The 18,030-nt window shown below is 72.9% G+C and carries 13 protein-coding genes; 8 read left to right on the top strand and 5 right to left on the bottom strand.

All coding sequences use genetic code 11. The features are described 5' to 3' along the window. Nucleotides 1–4: 4 nt before the first annotated feature. Both OHQ87_RS15375 and OHQ87_RS15370 read right to left on the bottom strand, forming a co-directional pair. On the bottom strand, nucleotides 5–1,057 hold the full coding sequence (locus OHQ87_RS15375) for a 2-hydroxy-acid oxidase (RefSeq protein WP_328338459.1): 1,053 nt from the start codon (nucleotides 1,055–1,057) through the stop codon (nucleotides 5–7). A gap of 54 nt (nucleotides 1,058–1,111) precedes the next feature. Then, entirely contained in the window at nucleotides 1,112–2,059 is a 948-nt protein-coding gene (locus OHQ87_RS15370; protein ID WP_328338457.1) for a 3-oxoacyl-[acyl-carrier-protein] synthase III C-terminal domain-containing protein, read from the bottom strand. Between the two features lie 159 nt (nucleotides 2,060–2,218). Between OHQ87_RS15370 and OHQ87_RS15365 the strand changes: the two genes are divergently transcribed. From OHQ87_RS15365 to OHQ87_RS15350, 4 genes are all read left to right on the top strand, one after another. Continuing rightward, the gene (locus OHQ87_RS15365; RefSeq protein WP_328338455.1) at nucleotides 2,219–3,406 is read left to right on the top strand and encodes a glycosyltransferase; all 1,188 of its coding nucleotides are present in this window, start codon (nucleotides 2,219–2,221) and stop codon (nucleotides 3,404–3,406) included. Nucleotides 3,407–3,484: 78 nt separating this feature from the next. After that, nucleotides 3,485–4,465, top strand: a complete 981-nt coding sequence (locus OHQ87_RS15360; protein WP_328338453.1) for an ATP-binding cassette domain-containing protein — start codon at nucleotides 3,485–3,487, stop codon at nucleotides 4,463–4,465. Nucleotides 4,466–4,488: 23 nt separating this feature from the next. Then, nucleotides 4,489–5,253, top strand: coding sequence for an ABC transporter permease (locus OHQ87_RS15355; protein WP_328338452.1), 765 nt, complete (start codon nucleotides 4,489–4,491; stop codon nucleotides 5,251–5,253). Nucleotides 5,254–5,478: 225 nt separating this feature from the next. Beyond that, nucleotides 5,479–7,092, top strand: coding sequence for a class I adenylate-forming enzyme family protein (locus OHQ87_RS15350; protein ID WP_328348862.1), 1,614 nt, complete (start codon nucleotides 5,479–5,481; stop codon nucleotides 7,090–7,092). Nucleotides 7,093–7,767: 675 nt separating this feature from the next. Here the strand turns inward: OHQ87_RS15350 and OHQ87_RS15345 are convergent. Beyond that, a complete protein-coding gene (locus tag OHQ87_RS15345) occupies nucleotides 7,768–13,233 on the bottom strand; it encodes an ATP-binding protein (protein WP_328338450.1) in 5,466 nt (1,821 codons plus the stop codon). Between the two features lie 203 nt (nucleotides 13,234–13,436). Beyond that, nucleotides 13,437–14,360: an NmrA/HSCARG family protein gene (locus OHQ87_RS15340; protein WP_328338449.1), complete on the bottom strand. Its 924-nt coding sequence runs from the start codon at nucleotides 14,358–14,360 to the stop codon at nucleotides 13,437–13,439. 91 nt (nucleotides 14,361–14,451) lie between these two features. Between OHQ87_RS15340 and OHQ87_RS15335 the strand changes: the two genes are divergently transcribed. After that, nucleotides 14,452–15,018, top strand: a complete 567-nt coding sequence (locus OHQ87_RS15335; RefSeq protein WP_328338448.1) for a TetR/AcrR family transcriptional regulator — start codon at nucleotides 14,452–14,454, stop codon at nucleotides 15,016–15,018. A gap of 134 nt (nucleotides 15,019–15,152) precedes the next feature. Here OHQ87_RS15335 and OHQ87_RS15330 read toward each other — a convergent pair whose 3' ends face one another. After that, nucleotides 15,153–15,863 (bottom strand): YoaK family protein, encoded by a 711-nt coding sequence (locus tag OHQ87_RS15330; protein ID WP_328338447.1) that lies wholly within the window; start codon nucleotides 15,861–15,863, stop codon nucleotides 15,153–15,155. A 117-nt stretch (nucleotides 15,864–15,980) separates the two neighbouring features. Between OHQ87_RS15330 and OHQ87_RS15325 the strand changes: the two genes are divergently transcribed. The 3 genes from OHQ87_RS15325 (at nucleotide 15,981) to OHQ87_RS15315 (ending at nucleotide 17,936) form a co-directional block, all read left to right on the top strand. Beyond that, nucleotides 15,981–16,259 (top strand): hypothetical protein, encoded by a 279-nt coding sequence (locus OHQ87_RS15325; protein ID WP_328338446.1) that lies wholly within the window; start codon nucleotides 15,981–15,983, stop codon nucleotides 16,257–16,259. Then, the gene (locus OHQ87_RS15320) at nucleotides 16,256–17,269 is read left to right on the top strand and encodes a cupin-like domain-containing protein (RefSeq protein ID WP_328338445.1); all 1,014 of its coding nucleotides are present in this window, start codon (nucleotides 16,256–16,258) and stop codon (nucleotides 17,267–17,269) included. Before OHQ87_RS15325 ends, OHQ87_RS15320 begins: the two co-directional genes overlap by 4 nt. 121 nt (nucleotides 17,270–17,390) lie before the next feature. Beyond that, on the top strand, nucleotides 17,391–17,936 hold the full coding sequence (locus OHQ87_RS15315; RefSeq protein ID WP_328338444.1) for an SRPBCC family protein: 546 nt from the start codon (nucleotides 17,391–17,393) through the stop codon (nucleotides 17,934–17,936). Nucleotides 17,937–18,030: the final 94 nt, after the last annotated feature.

Genomic DNA, 18,030 nt, shown 5'->3' with positions numbered 1-18,030 from the left:
CCGCTCACCGGCCGGAGGGCGGCGGTGGGTGGTCCGCCGTGCCGCCCGCCCACTCGACCAGGCAGAGGTAGCGCAGGTCGGGGTCGTAGTCGGCGGCCAGCACCGGCCGGGGCCGGCCCGGGTCGGTGGCGAGCAGGTCGAGCAGGGTCCACCACAGGCCGGTGGTCGGCTGCCCCGGGGGCGTGACCGTCACCCGCTCGACGGGGTGCGCCGGCCAGGCCGTGGCGAGGTCGGCGCTCAGCAGCACCCGGACGTCGGGGCGTCCGGCCGCGAGCGCGGCCAGTTCGGACCCGGCCAGCGCGGCGACGTCGTCGGCCGCCACGTCCGGGTGCTGGCGGAGCACCGACACCCGGGCCGACGCAGCCACCACGTCACCTGTGGACGCCGCCGGGCCACCGGATCCGGGGAGCGGCCCCGCCCCGGCATCCGGCGCCGGGTCGGCTGCTGCGGTGACGCCCGCCGACACCGGTGCCGGGCTGTCGCCGGGTGCCGGGCCGTGCTCGTCCGGTGCCTGCGGTGCCGTGGTGGTGCGGTAGAGCAGGGCGACCCCCTGGTGCCGGGCCGGGCCGGGCGTCGGTGGATCGTAGGGCAGGACGGCCTGCTCGACGGCGATCAGCAGGACCCGCCGGCAACCGGCCGACGACGCGTACGCGTGGGCGATCCGCAGCGCGCTGAAGGCCGCCGCCGAGCCCTGGTCGCAGACGGCGAAGGAGAGCGGAGTCCCCGGGCAGACGTGACTGAGGTAGGTGGCGGTGGCCCGGCCGGGCAGCATGTCGTGCCGGGAGAACGCCAGGACGAGCAGGTCCACCGGTTCGTCCGGCCCGACGAGCGCCCGGATCAGCGCCTCGGCCATCTCCGCGTAGGACTGACCCAGCGAGTCGGACGCCGTGTCGAACAGGTCGGCCGGCACCTCCCTACCGTCCTGCCGGGCCAGGTCCGTCAGGTAGTGCCGGGACTGCTCCCGGTGGGCCGGGTCGTGCATCAGCCCGGCCGGCCCGGTGAAGGCCCGCCGGGCGGCCCGGATCAGGTGCAGGTCGGTCGACGGGACTGCCGGCACGGCTCTCCTTACCTCACATCGGTCGGGTGCGCACAGGGCGGTGCCGGGGCGTGGTCAGTGGACGAAGACCATCGCGGCGAAGGTCGCGCCGTCGCCGGCCCCGACGGCGGCGACCAGGTAGCGGTCACCCGGGCGCAGCAGGTCGCGGTCGCACGCGGTCAGGTAGTTGACGAACGCGTCCGCGCAGAAGACGTGGCCGGTCTCCCGGACGTTGTCGAGCAGCACCCGGTCGCGGGGGAACCCGAGCAGCCGGCAGAGCCGGTGCCAGGTCACCACGTTGACGTTGTGCGGCAGGATCAGCCGGACGTCGTCGAGGGCCACCCCGGCCACCGCCAGGGCCCGCCCGATCACCTCGGCCAGCGCCGGCCGGTACTCGCGCTGGAACTGGGCGCCGGACGCGCCGCCGGCGACGTCGAACTCGCCCCGCTGCGCGCACGCGTAGCCGAGCAGCCGGTCCCGGGGGCCGTCGGCGCTGACCAGGCACGCGGACGCCCCCTCGCTGAAGACCGAGGTCTCCGGGATGAACTGGGCGTCCCGGGTGAACGCCTTCTCCCCGGTGAGGACCAGCGCCAGCGGACCCTCGCCCGGCCCGTGCCGCCCCGCCGGCTCGGCGGCCAGGAGCCGACCGGCCAGCTCGATCGCGAGCAACGCGCTGGCACAGGACTGCTGGGTCAGGGTGAAGGCGACCGCATGACCGAGCCCCAGCGCGCGGCAGACGTCGTGCAGCGGGTTGACCGGGTACGGCACCACGACGGGGAACGCCCGCCCGTACAGCACGAACCGGACCCGGTGCTCCTGCCCGCGCAGTGCGGTGAGCCCGGTCGCCGCGTGCAGCAGCAGGTCGTGCAGGGAGAGTTCGGGATCGCGGCGGACCTGGTCCAGGCCGTGGAACCGACGGAACAGCCGGACCTGCATGTCGGTCAGCCCGAGCGGGCCGGCCAAGCTCTCGATCGGGACGCGGCGCTGCGGCAGGTGGACCGAGACCGCGTCGAGCGCCGTCATGCTGCCGGTGCCGGGGCCACCTGGCGACCAGCCACGACCGGGACCACCCGGTTGTCGAACACAGTGGACGGTGCCGTCCGTGCCCGTCGGTCGTCGATAGCCACGAGCTGAATCCCATCAGCGGCATGCGCCGATGTCAACGCGTGCCAGAATATCGACGTGGCCCGCTTCCTGTTCGTCGTACTGCCTGTGGTGTCCCACCTCAACGCCCCGCTCGCCATCGGCCAGGCGCTCCAGGCCGCCGGGCACGAGGTGGCCTGGTGCGGGCCGCGCAGCGACCTGCGCCCGCTGATCGGCCCCGACGCGACGCTCTACCCGACCGGCAAGCGGTACTTCCGCCTCGACGGCGAATCCGGCATGGCCTCGGTGCGCAGCCTCTGGGAGGGGCACGTGCTGCCGGTCAACCGCTTCATCCGGGACGCCGCCGACCGGGCGGTCGCGGACTACCGCCCCGACGTCGCCGTCGTCGACCAGTACGCGCTGGCCGGTGCGTTGGCCGCCCACCGGCACGGGGTGCCCTGGGCCACCTTCTGCGTCGGCACCCTGGAGCTCACCCCGCCGCCGGAGTACCTGCCCGAGTTCACCGACCGGGTCCGTGCGCAGTTGCCCAAGGTCTGGGCGATGACCGACCTGCCCGTCGACGAGACGATCGACCTGCGGTTCTCGCCGTACCTGGTGATCGGCCTGACCAGCACGGCGCTGACCGGCGCGACGCCACTGCCGGAGCAGTGTGTGTTGACCGGCCCGGCCCTGGGTCACCGCCCAGGCGCCCCGGGCTTCGCCTGGGACGCCTGGGACCCGACCCGCCGGCACGTGCTGGTCACCGTCGGGACGATGGCCGAGCACCTGGCCCGGGACTTCTACCAGCGGGTGGTGGCGGCGACGGCACCGCTCGCCGACCGGGTGCAGGTGGTGCTGACCGCCCCACCCGACCTGGTGCCCGACCCGCCCGCGCACGTGCTTGTCGCGCCCCGGGTGCCGGTGCTGGAGCTGATGCCCCGGCTCGACGCGCTGGTCTCCCACGGGGGGCTGGGCACCGTCACCGAGGCGCTGGCCCACGGCGTTCCGGTGGTCGTCGCGCCGATCCGGCACGACCACCCGGCGGTGGCCCGCCAGGTGACCGAGGCGGGCGCCGGAATCGAGGTGTCCTTCCGGTCGGCGACCCCGGCCGACCTCACCGCCGCGCTCACCGCCGTCCTCGACGAACCCGGCTACCGGGCGCGGGCCCGCCGGGTCGGCGAGTCGTTCGCCGCCGCCGGCGGGGCGGTCGCGGCGGCCCGGCACCTCGCGGCCCTGGCCGCCCGACGCATCGACCATTGTCCTACGGGTACGGCCCCACTAGCCTGACCTGACGCACGGCGCAGGTGTCGCCGTCCACGGTCGACACCGACGTGGCCCGGCGTCGTCGCCGTACGAGGAGGCTCGATGATCGAGGCCACCGGCCTCCGCAAGTCCTACCGGGTCGGGCGTGGTCGCCATGCCAGCACCGTCGAGGCGGTGCGGGGGGTGGACTTCGCCGTGGGGCGCGGCGAGATCGTCGGCTTTCTCGGCCCCAACGGCGCGGGCAAGTCCACCACCCTGCGGATGCTTGCCACGCTGATCCGCCCGGACGGGGGCCGGGCGGCGATCGCGGGCGTCGACCTGCTGCGGGACCCCGCCCAGGTACGCCGGCGGATCGGCTTCGTGGCCCAGGCCAGCGGCACCTACGACGACTCGACCGCCCGCCGTGACCTGGTGCTCCAGGCCCGGCTGTACGGCCTGGCCAAGGCCGACGCGCAGCGCCGGGCCGAGGCGGCGATCGGGGCGTTCCAGCTCGCCGACTTCGCCGATCGCCGGATCCGGACCTACTCCGGGGGGCAGCGGCGTCGGCTCGACGTCGCGCTCGGGGTCATCCACTCGCCGCAGATCATCTTCCTGGACGAGCCGACCGCCGGGCTGGACCCACCCAGCCGGGTACGCATGTGGCAGGAGGTCAGGCGGTTGCGCGAGGAGGGCATGACGATCTTCCTCACCACGCACTACCTCGACGAGGCCGACACCCTGTGCGACCGCGTATCCATCATCGACGGTGGGCGGATCGTCGCCGAGGGCACCCCGTCGGATCTCAAGCGGGAGATCTCCGGGGACGTGGTCGCGATCGACCTGAACCGCACCGACGTCGCGGACGGTCCGGCCGACGCCGAGCTGCCGATCGCCACGAAGTTGCTCGCCGAACAGCCCTACGTGCACTCGTCGGAAGCCGTCGACGGCACCCTGCGGCTCTATGTGGACAGCGCCGCGACCGCCATCCCGCAGATCATGCGTACCCTGCTGGGCCGGGGGATCGAGCCCGGGGCGATCGAGGCCCGCCGACCCAGCCTGGACGACGTCTTCCTGGCCAAGACCGGCCGGTCGCTCGAGGAGTGACCGCCGGTGCGAGAGGAGCCGCAGTGAAACTGGTCCGGGACACCTGGTTGATCTTCCAGCAGGAGGTCGGCCTGATGGTGCGCAACCCGGTGATGGTGGCGTTCAGCCTGGCCCAGCCGATCACCTATCTCGTCCTGTTCGCCCCGTTCCTCAAGGTGGTGATGGTGGACCGGGGCGCCTCCACCTACGCCGACGCCTACCGCATCTACGTACCCGGCCTGTTCGTGGCGATGGGCCTGTTCGGTGGGCTGTTCGCCGGCTACGGCCTGCTGAGCGCCCTGCGCGCCGGCATCATCGACAGGTGCCGGGTGACCCCGGTCAGCCGGACCGGCCTGCTGCTGGGCCGGGCCATGATGCACGTCTGCCTGAACGTGGTGCAGGCGGTGGTCATCACGCTCGTGGCGTTGCCCTTCGGGCTGCGCGTGCAGCTGGGCAACCTGCTCGTCTCGTACGCGCTGCTGTCGGTGATGGTGCTGTTGAGCACCTCGATCTCGTACGACATCGCGCTGTTGGTGCGCAACGAGAACAGCCTCGGCGTGCTGGTCAACACCGTGGGCCAGCCGGTGTCACTACTCGCCGGGGTGCTCATCCCGCTCGTGCTGGCCCCGCTGTGGATCCAGCAGGTTGCCTTCTGGAACCCGTTCGCCTGGGCGACCAACGGGATGCGGGCGTTGTTCAACGGCCAGCTCGCCGCGCCCGTGGTCTGGCAGGGTGCTCTCATCATGATCGGGCTGGCCGCGGTCAGCCTGGTCTGGTCGTCGCACCTGTTCAACCGCGAGGTCTCCTGACGTCTGCGGATCGCGGCCTGCCGGGGCGGATCGCGGGCTGCGACGGGCGGATACCGGGCCGGCGTACCCAGAATTGATGTTGGCCATTGTCTGCCGGGGGTCGGCGCTCTAGCCTGAGCGTGTCCCAGATCGGCCGTCGCGCCGGGGTGCGGCGGCCGTGAGCGTGTCAGATGAGGAGACAACTCGTTGGGTGCCGACAACTTCCGGGCGACCCTGGCGGCCGACATGGAGCTGGGGGCCGGCAACGTGCTGCTCAGACTGGCCGAACACGGCGTCGACCCGGACTCACCACGGATCACCTTCGACGTCGACGTGGACGGCATCCCCGCCTGGACGCCGCTGTCCCTGGCCACCCTGACCGAGCGGGTCGCCGCCCGGGCGGACTGGTTCCGGCGACGCGGCATCGGCTGGCGGGACCCGGTCGCGGTCTACGTGACGTCCGCGCCCGACGTGTTCCTCAACTTCCTGGCCCTCACCCGGCTCGGCGCGATCCCGGCCCTGATGAACGGCAACATGCCGATCGAGTTGGCGGCCGAGTTCATCAGGCGGCTGCGCGGCGTCGGGGTGGTCGTCGACGCCGACCACGCCGCGCTGCGCGAGCACGACCTCGGGGTGCCGATCCTCGGTGACGCGGCGGAGACCGGCACCGGCGACCCCGACCAGGCCCCACCGCACTACCGCCACCACCCCGAGGACCCGGTCGTCATCACCCACTCGTCGGGCACCACCCGGGTACCGGCCGCGATCGTCCACTCGCACCACGGGCTGTTCGCCGCCATCCGGGCGGTCCGGCTCACCGAGTCCCGCCCGTACGGCGAGGTGCGGGAGCTCTCCGTGCTGCCGGCCGCGCACACCGCCGGCATCATCACCGTCAACCAGGCGCTCTGCAACGGTTACCAGTTGCTCTACCTGTCAGCGCAGGGCGGCCCGTTCGCGCGCAGTGCCGAGACGATCCTCGACGCCATCGAGCGCTGGCGACCGACCGGCGTCTTCGGCTTCGCGGTGACCTGGTCCGAGCTGGCCCGGTACGACCTGACCACCCGTGACCTGAGTTCGGTGCGCAACTGGTTCAACACCGGGGACTGCGCCCACGAGTCGCACGTCCGCCGGCTGGTCGCGGTGGGCAGCCACCCCACGTACACCCGGGAGGGCATGGTCGACGTGCCCGGCTCCAAGTTCGTCGACATGCTCGGCTCCACCGAGATGGGCCACGGCGCTTTCCGGATCAGCCACCGCCTCGGCAGCGACCACTACGACCGCTGCGTCGGCAAGCCGTACCCGTTCGCGCAGATCGCCCTGCTCGACGTGACCACCGGCGAGGAGGTCGCCGAGGGGGAGGTGGGGCACGTCGGGCTCAAGTCACCGACGTTGGCGCTCGGGTACTGGAACGACTCGGTCAACACCTTCCGCACCAGGCTCAACGGCTACTACCTGACCGGTGACCTGATGTACCGCGACCCGGAGGGCAACTACCACCACGTCGACCGGGCCAGCGACGCGGTCGACCTGGGCGACGGCAACTGGCTCTACACGGCGCTGTCCGAGGAGCGCATCCTGAAACACTGCCCGGACGTCCGCGACTGCACCGTCATCGCGGCCCGGGAGGCCGACGACCGGATCGTCACCGAGGTGCTGCTCCTGCTCGCCGAGGACGCCGACCCGGCGCTCGACCGGTCCGACCAGGTCCGCACCGCGCTCGGCCCGGTGGTCGGCGGGACGCTCCGACGGGTGGTCACGGTGCCCGCCGACGGGGTGGTGATGGGCCCGACGGGCAAGGTCCGCAAGTTCCTGATGCGCCAACGACTGCTGGCCGACGCGGGGACCCCCGCCACCGGCTGACCCGTCGCCCCGCTGCGTTCTCGCCGTGGTCGGCCTGGCTGCCCTTCGTCGTGCTCGGGCCGGCTGCACTCTTGTCGTGGTCGGGGGGCACCTTGGTTGTGGTCGGGCCGGCTGCGCCTGTCGTGGTCGGGGCCGGCAGCACCTTGGTCGCGGCTGCCTGGCTGGGCCGCCTGGTCGTTCTGGCTGTCACCCGGCCGGTCGCTGTAGGCGACGTCGGTGCCCGGCCCCCCTCGCACCGGGCGGGCCGGCCCATGCCCGGACAGCCTTATGTCCCACCGTCATAAATATGACGGTGGGACATAAGGCTGTCCGCGACAACACCTTCCGGGCGGCCAGCCGGCACACTGGCAGTTCGGCCCGAGCCGCCACGCCCACGACACTTTCTGGCCTGCCCGGGCACTGGCAGTTGGTCCGAGCGCCGCGCCCACAACACTCCCGGGCGGGCGGGCGGGCGGGCGGCAGCCGGCATCGGCGGCTCGGGGCCTGAGCCGCCACGCCCACCGACCGGCCGCTCGCGGGCACCCGTGCACCCGCCGGTCCGGTTAGACCTGCCGGACCTGCCGGACCTGCCGGACCTGCCGGACCTGCCGGACCCGGCGGGCCTGGTGGACCGGTCGGGCCCGGCGGGCCTGGTGGACCGGTCGGGCCCGGCGGGTTGGCCGGGCCCGACCGGCGTCACCGCAGTCGGGACTCGATCGCCTCGATGATGCGGGGGCGGAGTTCGGCGGCCCGGATCACCGCGTCGACCGAGCCGACCTCCACCGCCCGCTGGATGTTGTGCACCCGGTCGAACTCCGCCGCCACCTCGCCGAGCTTCTCGGCGCGGACCGACGAGCGGATCTCGTCGAGTTCTGCGGTCAACGACGCCCGCTCGGTGCCGGCAGCCGCCGCGACCCGGGCCTCCAGGTCGCGTACCCGCAGGTCGGCAGCGGTACGGGCGTTGACGTCGCCGGAGAACACCACCGCCGCGGCCGGGGCGCCGCCGAGCACCGAGGCGAACGAGCCCTCCAGCGCCAGCACTGTCATGTTCGGGTTCAGCGCCTTGGAGAAGACCACGAACGCCCCACCGTGGTACCGGGAGATCACGCAGAACACGATCGGCCCACGGAAGTTGACGATCGCCCGACCGATCTCGGCACCGTACTCCAGTTGCAGCTTGCGCATCGACTCGGGTGAGCCGTCGAAGCCCGACAGGTTGGCCAGCACCACCAGCGGCCGGTTGCCGCTTGCCGCGTTGATCGCCCGCGCGGCCTTCTTGGACGAACGGGGGAACAGGGTGCCCGCGGTGTAGGTGTCCGGGCCGTCGGTGGGCGGGAAGCCCCGGCGGGGCACCGACCGGGACTCGATGCCGAGCAGGCAGACCGGGATGCCGCCGAGGTGGACGTCCTGCACCACCGCGGTCTCCGCGTCGGCCATGCCCGCCCAGCGCTCCAGCACCGGGTGGTCCTGGTCGGCAAGCGCCCGCATCACCGTACGGATGTCGAACGGCTTCTTGCGGTCCGGGTTCGCGGTGGCCGAGAAGATCTCGCCGACGGTGCTGAAGTCGCTGCCGGCCACGGTGTGCGGGAAGGTGGAGACGTCCCGGTCGACCGGGTCGGCGGTGGTCGCCCGGCGCGGCGCGTCCTCCCCGGGCGCGACGTACGTGTGGTCGTAGTACGACATCAGCACGTCCCGCGCCGCCGTCAGGTTGGGCGCCCAGTACTGCGCCTGCCCGTTCGGACCCATCACCCGGTCGTAGCCGCCGATGCCGAAGTTGTCCTCGGCGGAGACCCCACCGGAGAAGTCGAGCGACTGCTTGCCGGTGAGCACCATCGCGGCCTCCGGCGTCATCACCAGGATGCCCCGGGTGTGCATGAGCATCGTCGCCTCGGCGTTCCAGTACGGCTGGGCGCCCACGTTGATCCCCGCGACGACGATGTTGATCTCGCCGCCGTCCTGGGTGAACTCGACGATCCGCTTGAGCGCCGCCGCGACCCAGTCCATGTTCTCGGTGCCGGAGCTCATCGAGATCCGCGCGCCGGCCGACAACGCGTACCACTCCAGCGGCACCCGCAGCTGCTCGGCCAGGTCCAGGGCGGCGATCACCCGGCGGCACTCGGCCTCGGACAGCGCGCCGAGCGACTTGGTCGGGTCACCGAGCAGCACCACCCGGGTCACGCCCTGCGGATGCCTCGGCGTCGGCGTGGTCACCACGCCCGCCACGATCGCCGCCGTGTTGCGGCCCCGGGGCCGGTCCACCGGCACCAACGCGTGGTCGCCGTCGAGGTCGTGCTCGACGAACTGACCGAGCAGCCCGGTCAGTTCGTACGGGTAGACCGTGTTGCGGCTGCTGGCCCGCAGCACCTTGAGCCGGTAGTCGTCGAGCGGCTCGACCGGCTCGACAGGCGGCTCGCCCATGCTCAGTTCGGCTCCGCCGGTGGCGTCGAAGGAGATCCGTACCGCGATCTTGTTGAGCTCGCCGGTACGGCGGTCGCGCTGCCGCGCGATGAACAGGATCTCCTCCAGGCCGGCACCGACCGTCGTCGGGCGGACCCGCCCGGCGATCATCTCCATCTCCTCGCGGGTCAGGTCGCTCGGCGGCCAGACGTAGATGACGATCCGGTTGGTGTGGAAACGGGTCTTCGACGGGCGGCGGGTCTGCGCCCGGCGGATCGAGTCCAGGCAGGTGGCGACGATGTCCTCGGCCGTCGGCAGGGCGACCAGCCGCCCGTCCTGCTCGCGTAGCGGGGTGAGGTCACGCACCTGGGCGAACGCGACGAGCCGCTCGTCCGACGGGTTCTCCCGTGCGACGGCCTGGAAGAGGTAGACCTCCTCGTCCGACGACGGCAGCCGGGTCAGGTCGAACTTGCGCAGCCGCTCCAACTGCATCCGCTGTGCGATGTACGGGTGCAGACCCCGGATCAGCCGCTCCTCGCTCATCCCGGTGCTCGACGGGCGGAACGTGAAGTGGTGGTGCATCACCGCGCCGCCGCGCCCGGCGACGGTGGTGGTGAGCCGGCGGACCTGGGCCGGCAGCGGGTGCGCGTTGACCACCTCCAGCAGCGCGGCGGCCATCGCGTCGAAGTCCTCAGGCTGGTTCTCCCAGCCGAGGTAGATGTCGGCGTCGACGGCGGACCCGTCACCGGCCAGCTCGCCGAGCCCGCGCAGCGCGTCGCCCAGCGCGTCGAACCGTACTGCTGCGGAGAGCAGGCTGGAGTCGGCCCGCTCGGCGACCACGAACGTACAGTCGGCGACCCGACGGGTGCGTACGTCGGCGAGGCCCTTGTTGCCGTAGTACCGCCGGGTCAGCACCTCCAGCATCACCGCGTTGTCGAGGTGGTCCCGGACGAGCCGCTGGCCGAGCACCCGGACCAGTGGCTCGGTGCTGCGGACCATCTCCGCGACCCGCTCGGTGCGGTCCGCCGAGTCCGGGTGGGCGTCCAGGTGGCGCAGGTGCCGGCGGACCGAGGCGTACAGGCGGGCGCGGTTGCGCAGCAGCAGCGGCTGGGCGAACCAGGCGAACACCACGCCCCGCGCCAGGTCGGCGACCACCGGGAAACGGACCTGGGTGGCCGCCACCAGCCGCTCCAGTGCGAGGCCGGCGGGCTCGCGCAGCACCGAGTCCGGCGGGGGCTCGCGCAGCCAGGTGCGCAGTAGCGTCGCGACCACCGTGGCGTCGGCAGACGCCCGCTGCTGGGCCAGGAAGATCCGGAACACGGCCGCCTCGACCGCGGGGGTGCGCTCCAGGTCGGTGACGCCGTAGTGCCCGAGCGCCTTGGCCAGCTTGGCCTGGAAGGGCGCGGGCAGCCCGGCCCGCTCGACGTCGAGGCTCTGCAGATAGGTGTGGAAGTACTCGCGGGCGCTGGGGGCGTGGCTGTCGCCGCTGCCGTCCTCACCGGTCAGCCGGTTGCGGCTGAGTTCGGCGAGGTCGGCGAAGACGTCGACGAGGTCGATCTCCTCGGCCAGCGGGCGGTGGCCGTCCTCGACGGCGGCCCGCCGCGCGGAGAGGTACTCGTCGAGCACCCGGCCGTCGTCGTGCGGGTCCACGTCGAAGCCCAGCAGCAGGCCGCGCAGGTCCTCCTGACCGCGCCGGGAACGTTCGATGGCCGGGGCCTGGTCGGGTGCGGTGGGCAGGTCCAGCGCGACCGGGGCGGCGGTGGGGGCGTCGGTGGGCTCGTCGGTGTCGTCGGCGAGCGGCTCCAGCCGCAGCAACGCCGCACCGGCCTCCACCTGGCTGCCGACGGAGACCCCGCACTCCTTGAGCCGGGCCCGGAACGGTGCCCGTAGCACCGTCTCCATCTTCATCGCCTCCAGCACCAGCACCGGTGCGCCCGCCTCCACCTCGGCGCCGACCTCCACCGGCGTCGCGACGACCAGCGCGGGCATCGGCGAGCGGACCACGCCACCCTCGTCGCGGCCGACCCGGTGGGTCACCCCGTCGACCTCGACCAGGTGGATCGCCCCGTGGGTCCCGGTGAGCAGCCGGTACCGCACGCCGTTGACGGCGATCTGGCCGGTGTGCCGGTCGAAGCGGTCCAGCTCGACGTCGGCGGTGTGCACGTCGCCACCGGCCTCGATGCCGACCCGGAACCGGTGCGCGCCGACCCGGGCCACCCGCATCCGGTAGCCGACGCCGCGCAGTTTGAGGTCCAACGGCCGACCGCTCGTGTGCTGCACCTGCGGACGCCCGCCGGACGCCGTCGACAGCAGCCGTTGCTGTTCGGCGCGCTCCTGCTCCTCGTACGCCTCGATGGCGGCGGCGGCGAGCGCGACGGCGGAGTGCCGGTGCGAGACGAGCCGGCCTTCGGCGCGTACCCGGTCGATCCATCCGGTGTCGGCGCTGGCGTCGATCACCTCGGGCTGGTCGAGCAGGTCGAGCACGAAGCTCTTGTTCGTCGCGCCGCCCTCGATGATCACCGTGGTGTCGGCCATCGCCCGGCGCAGCCGGCCGAGCGCCTCGTCGCGGTCCCGGCCGTACGCGATGATCTTCGCGATCATCGAGTCGAAGTCGGCCGGGATGGTGTCGCCCTCGCTCACCCCGGTGTCCACCCGGATGCCCGGCCCGGCGGGCAGGTCCAGCCGGGCGATCCGGCCGGGGGCCGGTGCGAAGTCGCGGTCCGGGTCCTCGGCGTTGAGCCGGGCCTCGATGGCGTGCCCGCGCTCCAGCGGCGGCACGCCGTCGAGCCGGCCACCCGCGGCGACGTGCAGTTGCGCCTTGACCAGGTCGAATCCGGTGGTCAACTCGGTGATCGGGTGCTCCACCTGGAGTCGGGTGTTGACCTCCAGGAAGGCGAACAGCCGGTCACCGGGGTGGTAGAGGAACTCGACGGTCGCCGCGCCGCGGTAGCCGACCGCGACGGCCAGCCGCTCGGCCGACGACTTGAGCTCGGCCGTCTGCTCCGGGCCGAGCACCGGCGAGGAGGACTCCTCGATGACCTTCTGGTTGCGCCGCTGCACCGAGCAGTCCCGGACGCCGAGCGCCCAGGCGGTGCCCTGACCGTCCGCGATCACCTGGACCTCGACGTGCCGGGCACCGGTGACCAGGCGCTCCAGGAACACGATCCCGCTGCCGAAGGCCCGCGCCGCCTCCTGGCTGGTGCGTTGGTAGGCGTCGGCCAGCTCGGCGTCGCTGGTGACGACCCGGATGCCCCGCCCACCGCCACCGGCGGTCGCCTTGAGCATCAGCGGGTAGCCGATCTCGGCGGCGGCGGCGATCGCGGCCTCCAGGGTCTCCACCGCGCCCCGGCTCCACGGCGCGACCGGCACGCCGACCTCCTCGGCGATCAGCTTCGCGCCGATCTTGTCGCCGAGCTTGCGCATCGCGTCCGGGCTGGGCCCGACGAAGGTGACCCCGATCTTCTCGCACAGCTCCGCGAAGGCCGGGTCCTCGGCCACGAAACCCCAGCCGACCCAGGCGGCGTCGGCCCCGGTCTCGACCAGGGCGTGCTCCAGCTTCTTCAGGTCGAGGTACGGTCGGGCGGCGGCGGGACCGAGGTCGTAGGCGATGTCGGCCTCGCGGACGAACGTCGCGGTGCGATCGACGTCGGTATGCAGGGCCACTGTCTCGATCCGGGTGTCGGTCTGCGCGGCCAGCTCTCGGACCGCGTGGATGAGGCGCATCGCGGCCTCACCCCGGTTGACGATGGCGACACGGCTGAACACCCGACCGACTCCTCCGGTAGACCCACGAGTACGCGCCGCAAGGCATCGACCCCCGACAGCGATCACCCTGCCGGGTGCCGGCCGGTAGCGCCATGTCGTAATCACCGAACCCTGAGCGGTGACCGTTGTAGGAACCCCACAAAAGTTTTTGGCCTTCCCCGCCCGTGGTGGCGGCATGGAGCCGCCCACCGCAGGTCGTGGGGTCAGGCGTCCGCCCGCATGTGCTCCCGTGCCCACGCGTCGAAGCTGGTGAGGGGGAGGCCGAGCGCCCGCGCGTCCTGCGGGCGGGCCGGCTGGGGGACCGCGTTCAGCCACTCGTGGCTGGCACCCATCGCCGGCATGCCCGCGGCGAGGGCCTCCTGCTCGGTCATCCGTGGCGCGGACAGTCGGACGCCCAGCGCCCGGGAGAGCACCTCGGCGATCTCGGTCATCGACAGGTGGTCGCTCGCCAGTTCCAGCTCGACCCGGTCGAAGCGCTCCGGGTCGGTGAAGGCCGCTGCGGCGGCCCGCCCGATGTCGTCCGTCGCGACAAGCGACAGCCGGGTCTCCGGGCGTAGGACGCTGACCAGCCCGCCCTCGACGCCACGCGGGAACAGGAAGGCCATGGACGGCAGGAAGTTGTCCATGAAGAAGCCTGGTTTGAGCAGCGTCCAGTGCCGGAAGCCGGCCGTGCGGACCCGGTCCTGGATCGCGCTCTTGGCGCCCAGGGTGGGTGCCATCGAGGCCCAGCGACCCTCGGCCCAGCCGGGCGCCTCGACGTGCTGACCGGCACCGGTGACGGAGGTGTGCACGAACTGCGGTACCCCGGCCGCCCGCGCGCCCTCGACCAGGTTGACGCCCTGGGCCACCTCGCCGGGGAAGTCGAAGCCCGCCGCGTTCATCGGGGGCATCTGCACCGAGAAGACGGCGCGGGTGCCCTCGGCGGCCCGCACCACCGAATCGCGGTCGAGCAGGTCGCCGGTGACCAGCTCGACGCCGAGCGCGGCGACGGCCCGGGCCCGTTCGGTGTCCGGATCACGGACCAGGGCGCGGACGGGGACCCCGGCGGCGCGCAGGGCGCGGACGGTGGCACCGCCCTGCCTGCCGGTCGCGCCGGTGACCAGGACGGGGGCGGAAGCTGCGGACATGGCACTCCTTCGGTTAAACGGCGGGGCCCGCCGTTTATTGTCGGGTAGGATACGGCGGGCCCCGCCACTTAGCAAGCTCGGAGAGGACGCCATGCCCGACGGCCAGCGCGCCGACGCCCGGCGCAACTACGCCCGCATCCTCACCGTGGCCGAACGGGAGGTCGCCGCCCACGGGGCCGGTGCCTCCCTGGAGCAGATCGCCCGTACCGCAGGGGTCGGCTCGGCGACCGTGCGCCGGCACTTCCCCACCCGACGGGCGTTGCTGGAGGCGGTCTCCCGGGAACGGATCGAGGCCCTGCGGGTCCGCGCCGGGGAGTTGACCGACCGGGGCGACAGCCGGACGGCGCTGCTGGAATGGCTCGGTGACGTGGTCACCTACTCCGTCTCCGCCCGGGGGCTGGCAGCCGCCCTGGCCTACGACGGCGCTCCGGCCGACCCGGTGCACCAGAACAGCTGCTCGGCGGCGCTGGAGGAGGCGGCCGGGCCGTTGCTGCGCCGGGCCGTCCGCGACAACGCGATCGCGGCGGACGTCACGGTCGGGGATCTGATCACGCTGGTCGTCGGCATCGTCCTGGCCACCGAGCACCACCCCGACCCCGCCGCCCGGGCGAACCGGCTGTTCCGGATGGCCGTGGCGGGACTCAGCCCGCAGACCTGAACCCCGACAGCGGGCCGAACCGGTGAGCGTGGGAGCGGCGGGCCAGCGCGCGTGGGTGGGCCGGCCGTGGGCCGAGGGCGGGCGGTCAGCGCCTGGTGGCCGGTCGGCGGACCGGTGCGTTGTGGGTGCCGGGGTCAGGGACCGGTGGGGGCCGGTCCGCCGTCAGCCGACGCCGCGGCGGTGACCTCCCGGTGGCGGATCACCGCGATCAGCGTCGTGCCGACCGTCAACAACACGCCGGCCACGACAAGCGCCACCGCCCCGTTCACCCGCAACGTCAGCACCGCGGAGACGAAGGCGCCCAACCCCATCGCGGTGATCGCCCCGAACCGTCGCGCCCAGGCCGTACCGGGGCCGCCGGCGGCCCGGCTGTCGGTGGAGAGGTTCACCATGGTCATGGTGACCACCACCGTGGAGAGGTCCCGGATGCCGATGTGCTTGACCGCTGCGGCCTGCGCGCCGAGCACCAGGGCGAGCAGCCCGGTCGTGACCAGCATCGCCCCGTGGGTCGGCGGGCCGGTGGCGAGCCAGACCCCGGCCAGGACGAGCGTCAGCACGCTGCCGCCGACCAGGATGGCCAGGCCGGCGGCGGGCAGCGTCGCGGGACCCGACGCACGGCGGGTCAGCCGGGCGGCGAGCACCGCGCCGACCATGAACGCCAGCAGCGCCACCAGGTTGTTGAGCACCGGCAGGCCGGACACCCCGGCCAGCCCGAAACCGATGAAGAGCACGTTGCCCGTCATGTTGCCGGTGAAGACGCGGTCCAGGGCGAGGTAGCTGACGCCGTCGACCGCCCCGGTCGCCGCGGTCAGCACCAGCAGCGGTAGCTCGTACCTCTTGGTCATGGGCCCTTCCGGTGATCGTTTCCGGCCGGGAGTCTACCCATGAGCTGCGGGAACGTCCCGGGCGGCCGGGACGCCGGTCCCTGGTGGCCGGGACGCCCCGGCCCGTTGACTGGGCCCATGACCACTCTTCCGGACCATTTCCCCGCCCACGTCAAGGGCTCCTACGTCAACTGCGAGGAGTACGCCCGCGAGGCGCGGCTCACCCCGCCGCCGGACCACATCCCGGCCCACGTCAAGAACTCCTACGTCAACTGCCAGGAGTACGCCCGCGAGGCGCGACCGACCCCGTCGCCGGCCGCCGAGCACTTCCCCGAGCACGTGAAGAACTCGTACCCGACCTGCCAGGAGGCGGCGCGACCGGCCCGGCTCACCGCCGTCCCGGTGGCCGTGGCATGACCACGCTCGTCCCACCCCGGCTCGACCCCGCGTGGCGGGAGTGGCTGGTCGAGAACCTGGCCATGGGCGTGTCGGTGGCGCAGGCACGGGCCACCGCCGTCGCCGGGTCCGGCACCCCCGAGGCCGTCGACGCCGAACTGCGGGAACTGACCGACCACCCGTACTTCGCGGTGTGCCGCCGGCTCGCGCTGCGCTACGACTGGCTGGAGTCGGTGCTCGACACGTACCGGACGCTGCGCGACAGCGACGGGGGGCGGACCCTGGACCGGCGTGCGGACCTCGCGCCGGAGGAGTTCTTCTCCCGGTACTACTTCGGCAACCGACCTGTGGTGCTGGACGGCCTGATGGCCGACTGGCCCGCCCTCGGCTGGACGCTGGACGGCCTGGCGGCGGCCTGTGGCGACGCCGTGGTCGAGGTGATGACCGGGCGGGACACCAACCCGGACCACGCCTGGCAGTACGACAGGCACCGCACCAGCATGCCGTTCCGCGACTACCTGGCGCTGCTCGGCTCGGGCACCCGCACCAACGACTACTACATGGTGCCGCGCAACGAGAACTGGTCCGGGGCGCTGCGCCCGCTCGCCGCCGACATCCGCACCCCGGAGGGCATCGTGGACCCGTCGGGGCTCGGGCACCTGCTGTTGGGACCGGCCGGCACGGTGACCCCGCTGCACGTGGACAACAGCTCGGTGCTGCTCGGCCAGGTGCTCGGCCGCAAGCACGTCCGGCTGGTCCCGTCGTACGAGCGGCACCTGGTCTATCCGCGCGGCGGCACGTTCAGCGCGGTCGACGCGGCGCACCCGGACCTCACCCGGCACCCCCGGTACGCCGAGGCGACGGTGCTGGAAACGGTGCTGGAACCGGGCCAACTGCTGTTCGTCCCAGTGGGGTGGTGGCACTGGGTGGAGGCCCTGGACGTGAGCGCCACGGTCAGCTTCCACCACTTCCGCATCCCCGGTCAGAACCACAAGATGGCGACCCCGCCGGCTGCGGGGCAGAACCGGTGAGGTGGGGGCGGTCCGACCGCCCCCACCTCGGGTGGTCCCGCCGCCCGTCGTCGACATGCATTATGGTCGATCGCACTGTGGGTGATCCGGCGGGCCGGATCCGAGCGCGAAGGTGGCGACGTTGCGTTATGTCGATGGGCCGGGTGTGACCTGCGAGGTCCACGTCGAGGCGACTCCGTCCCGGGTCTGGGAACTGGTCACCGACATCCATCTGCCGGCCCGGTTGAGCCCGGAGCTGCAGCGGGTGGAGTGGCTCGACGGCACGGAGGGCCTGAAGGTGGGGGCAGGCTTCGTCGGCTACAACAGCCACTCGCACATCGGCGACTGGCGGACCGCCTCCTACGTCACCGAACTGGAGCAGCAGCGGGTCTTCGGGTGGGTCGTCACCGACCCGGACGGCACGTTCGTCAGCCCGGACGGCACCGGTCGGGCCGATCTCGCTTCACCGGCGGCCACCTGGCGCTTCGAGGTGGAACCGGAGGAGAACGGCACCCGGCTGCGGCAGTCGGTGCGGGTCGGTCCGGGCCGCTCCGGGCTCAGTCACGTGATCGACCAGGCCCCGGAGCACGAGGAACAGATGGTCGAGTTCCGGCTCGGCCAGCTCCGCTCCCACATCGACTCGGTCCTGCACGGCATCAAGGCCCTCGCAGAAGACCGAACCCCCTAACCCCCCACCCCCCCAACCCCACCCCCCAACCCACCCCCCAACCCCCCAACCCACCCACCCACCCACCCACCCACCCACCCACCCACCCACCCAC

Origin of the sequence: Micromonospora sp. NBC_00421 (genome assembly GCF_036017915.1) — a bacterium.
Classification (GTDB): Bacteria; Actinomycetota; Actinomycetes; order Mycobacteriales; family Micromonosporaceae; genus Micromonospora.
This window is presented reverse-complemented; position numbering and strand designations above follow the sequence as displayed.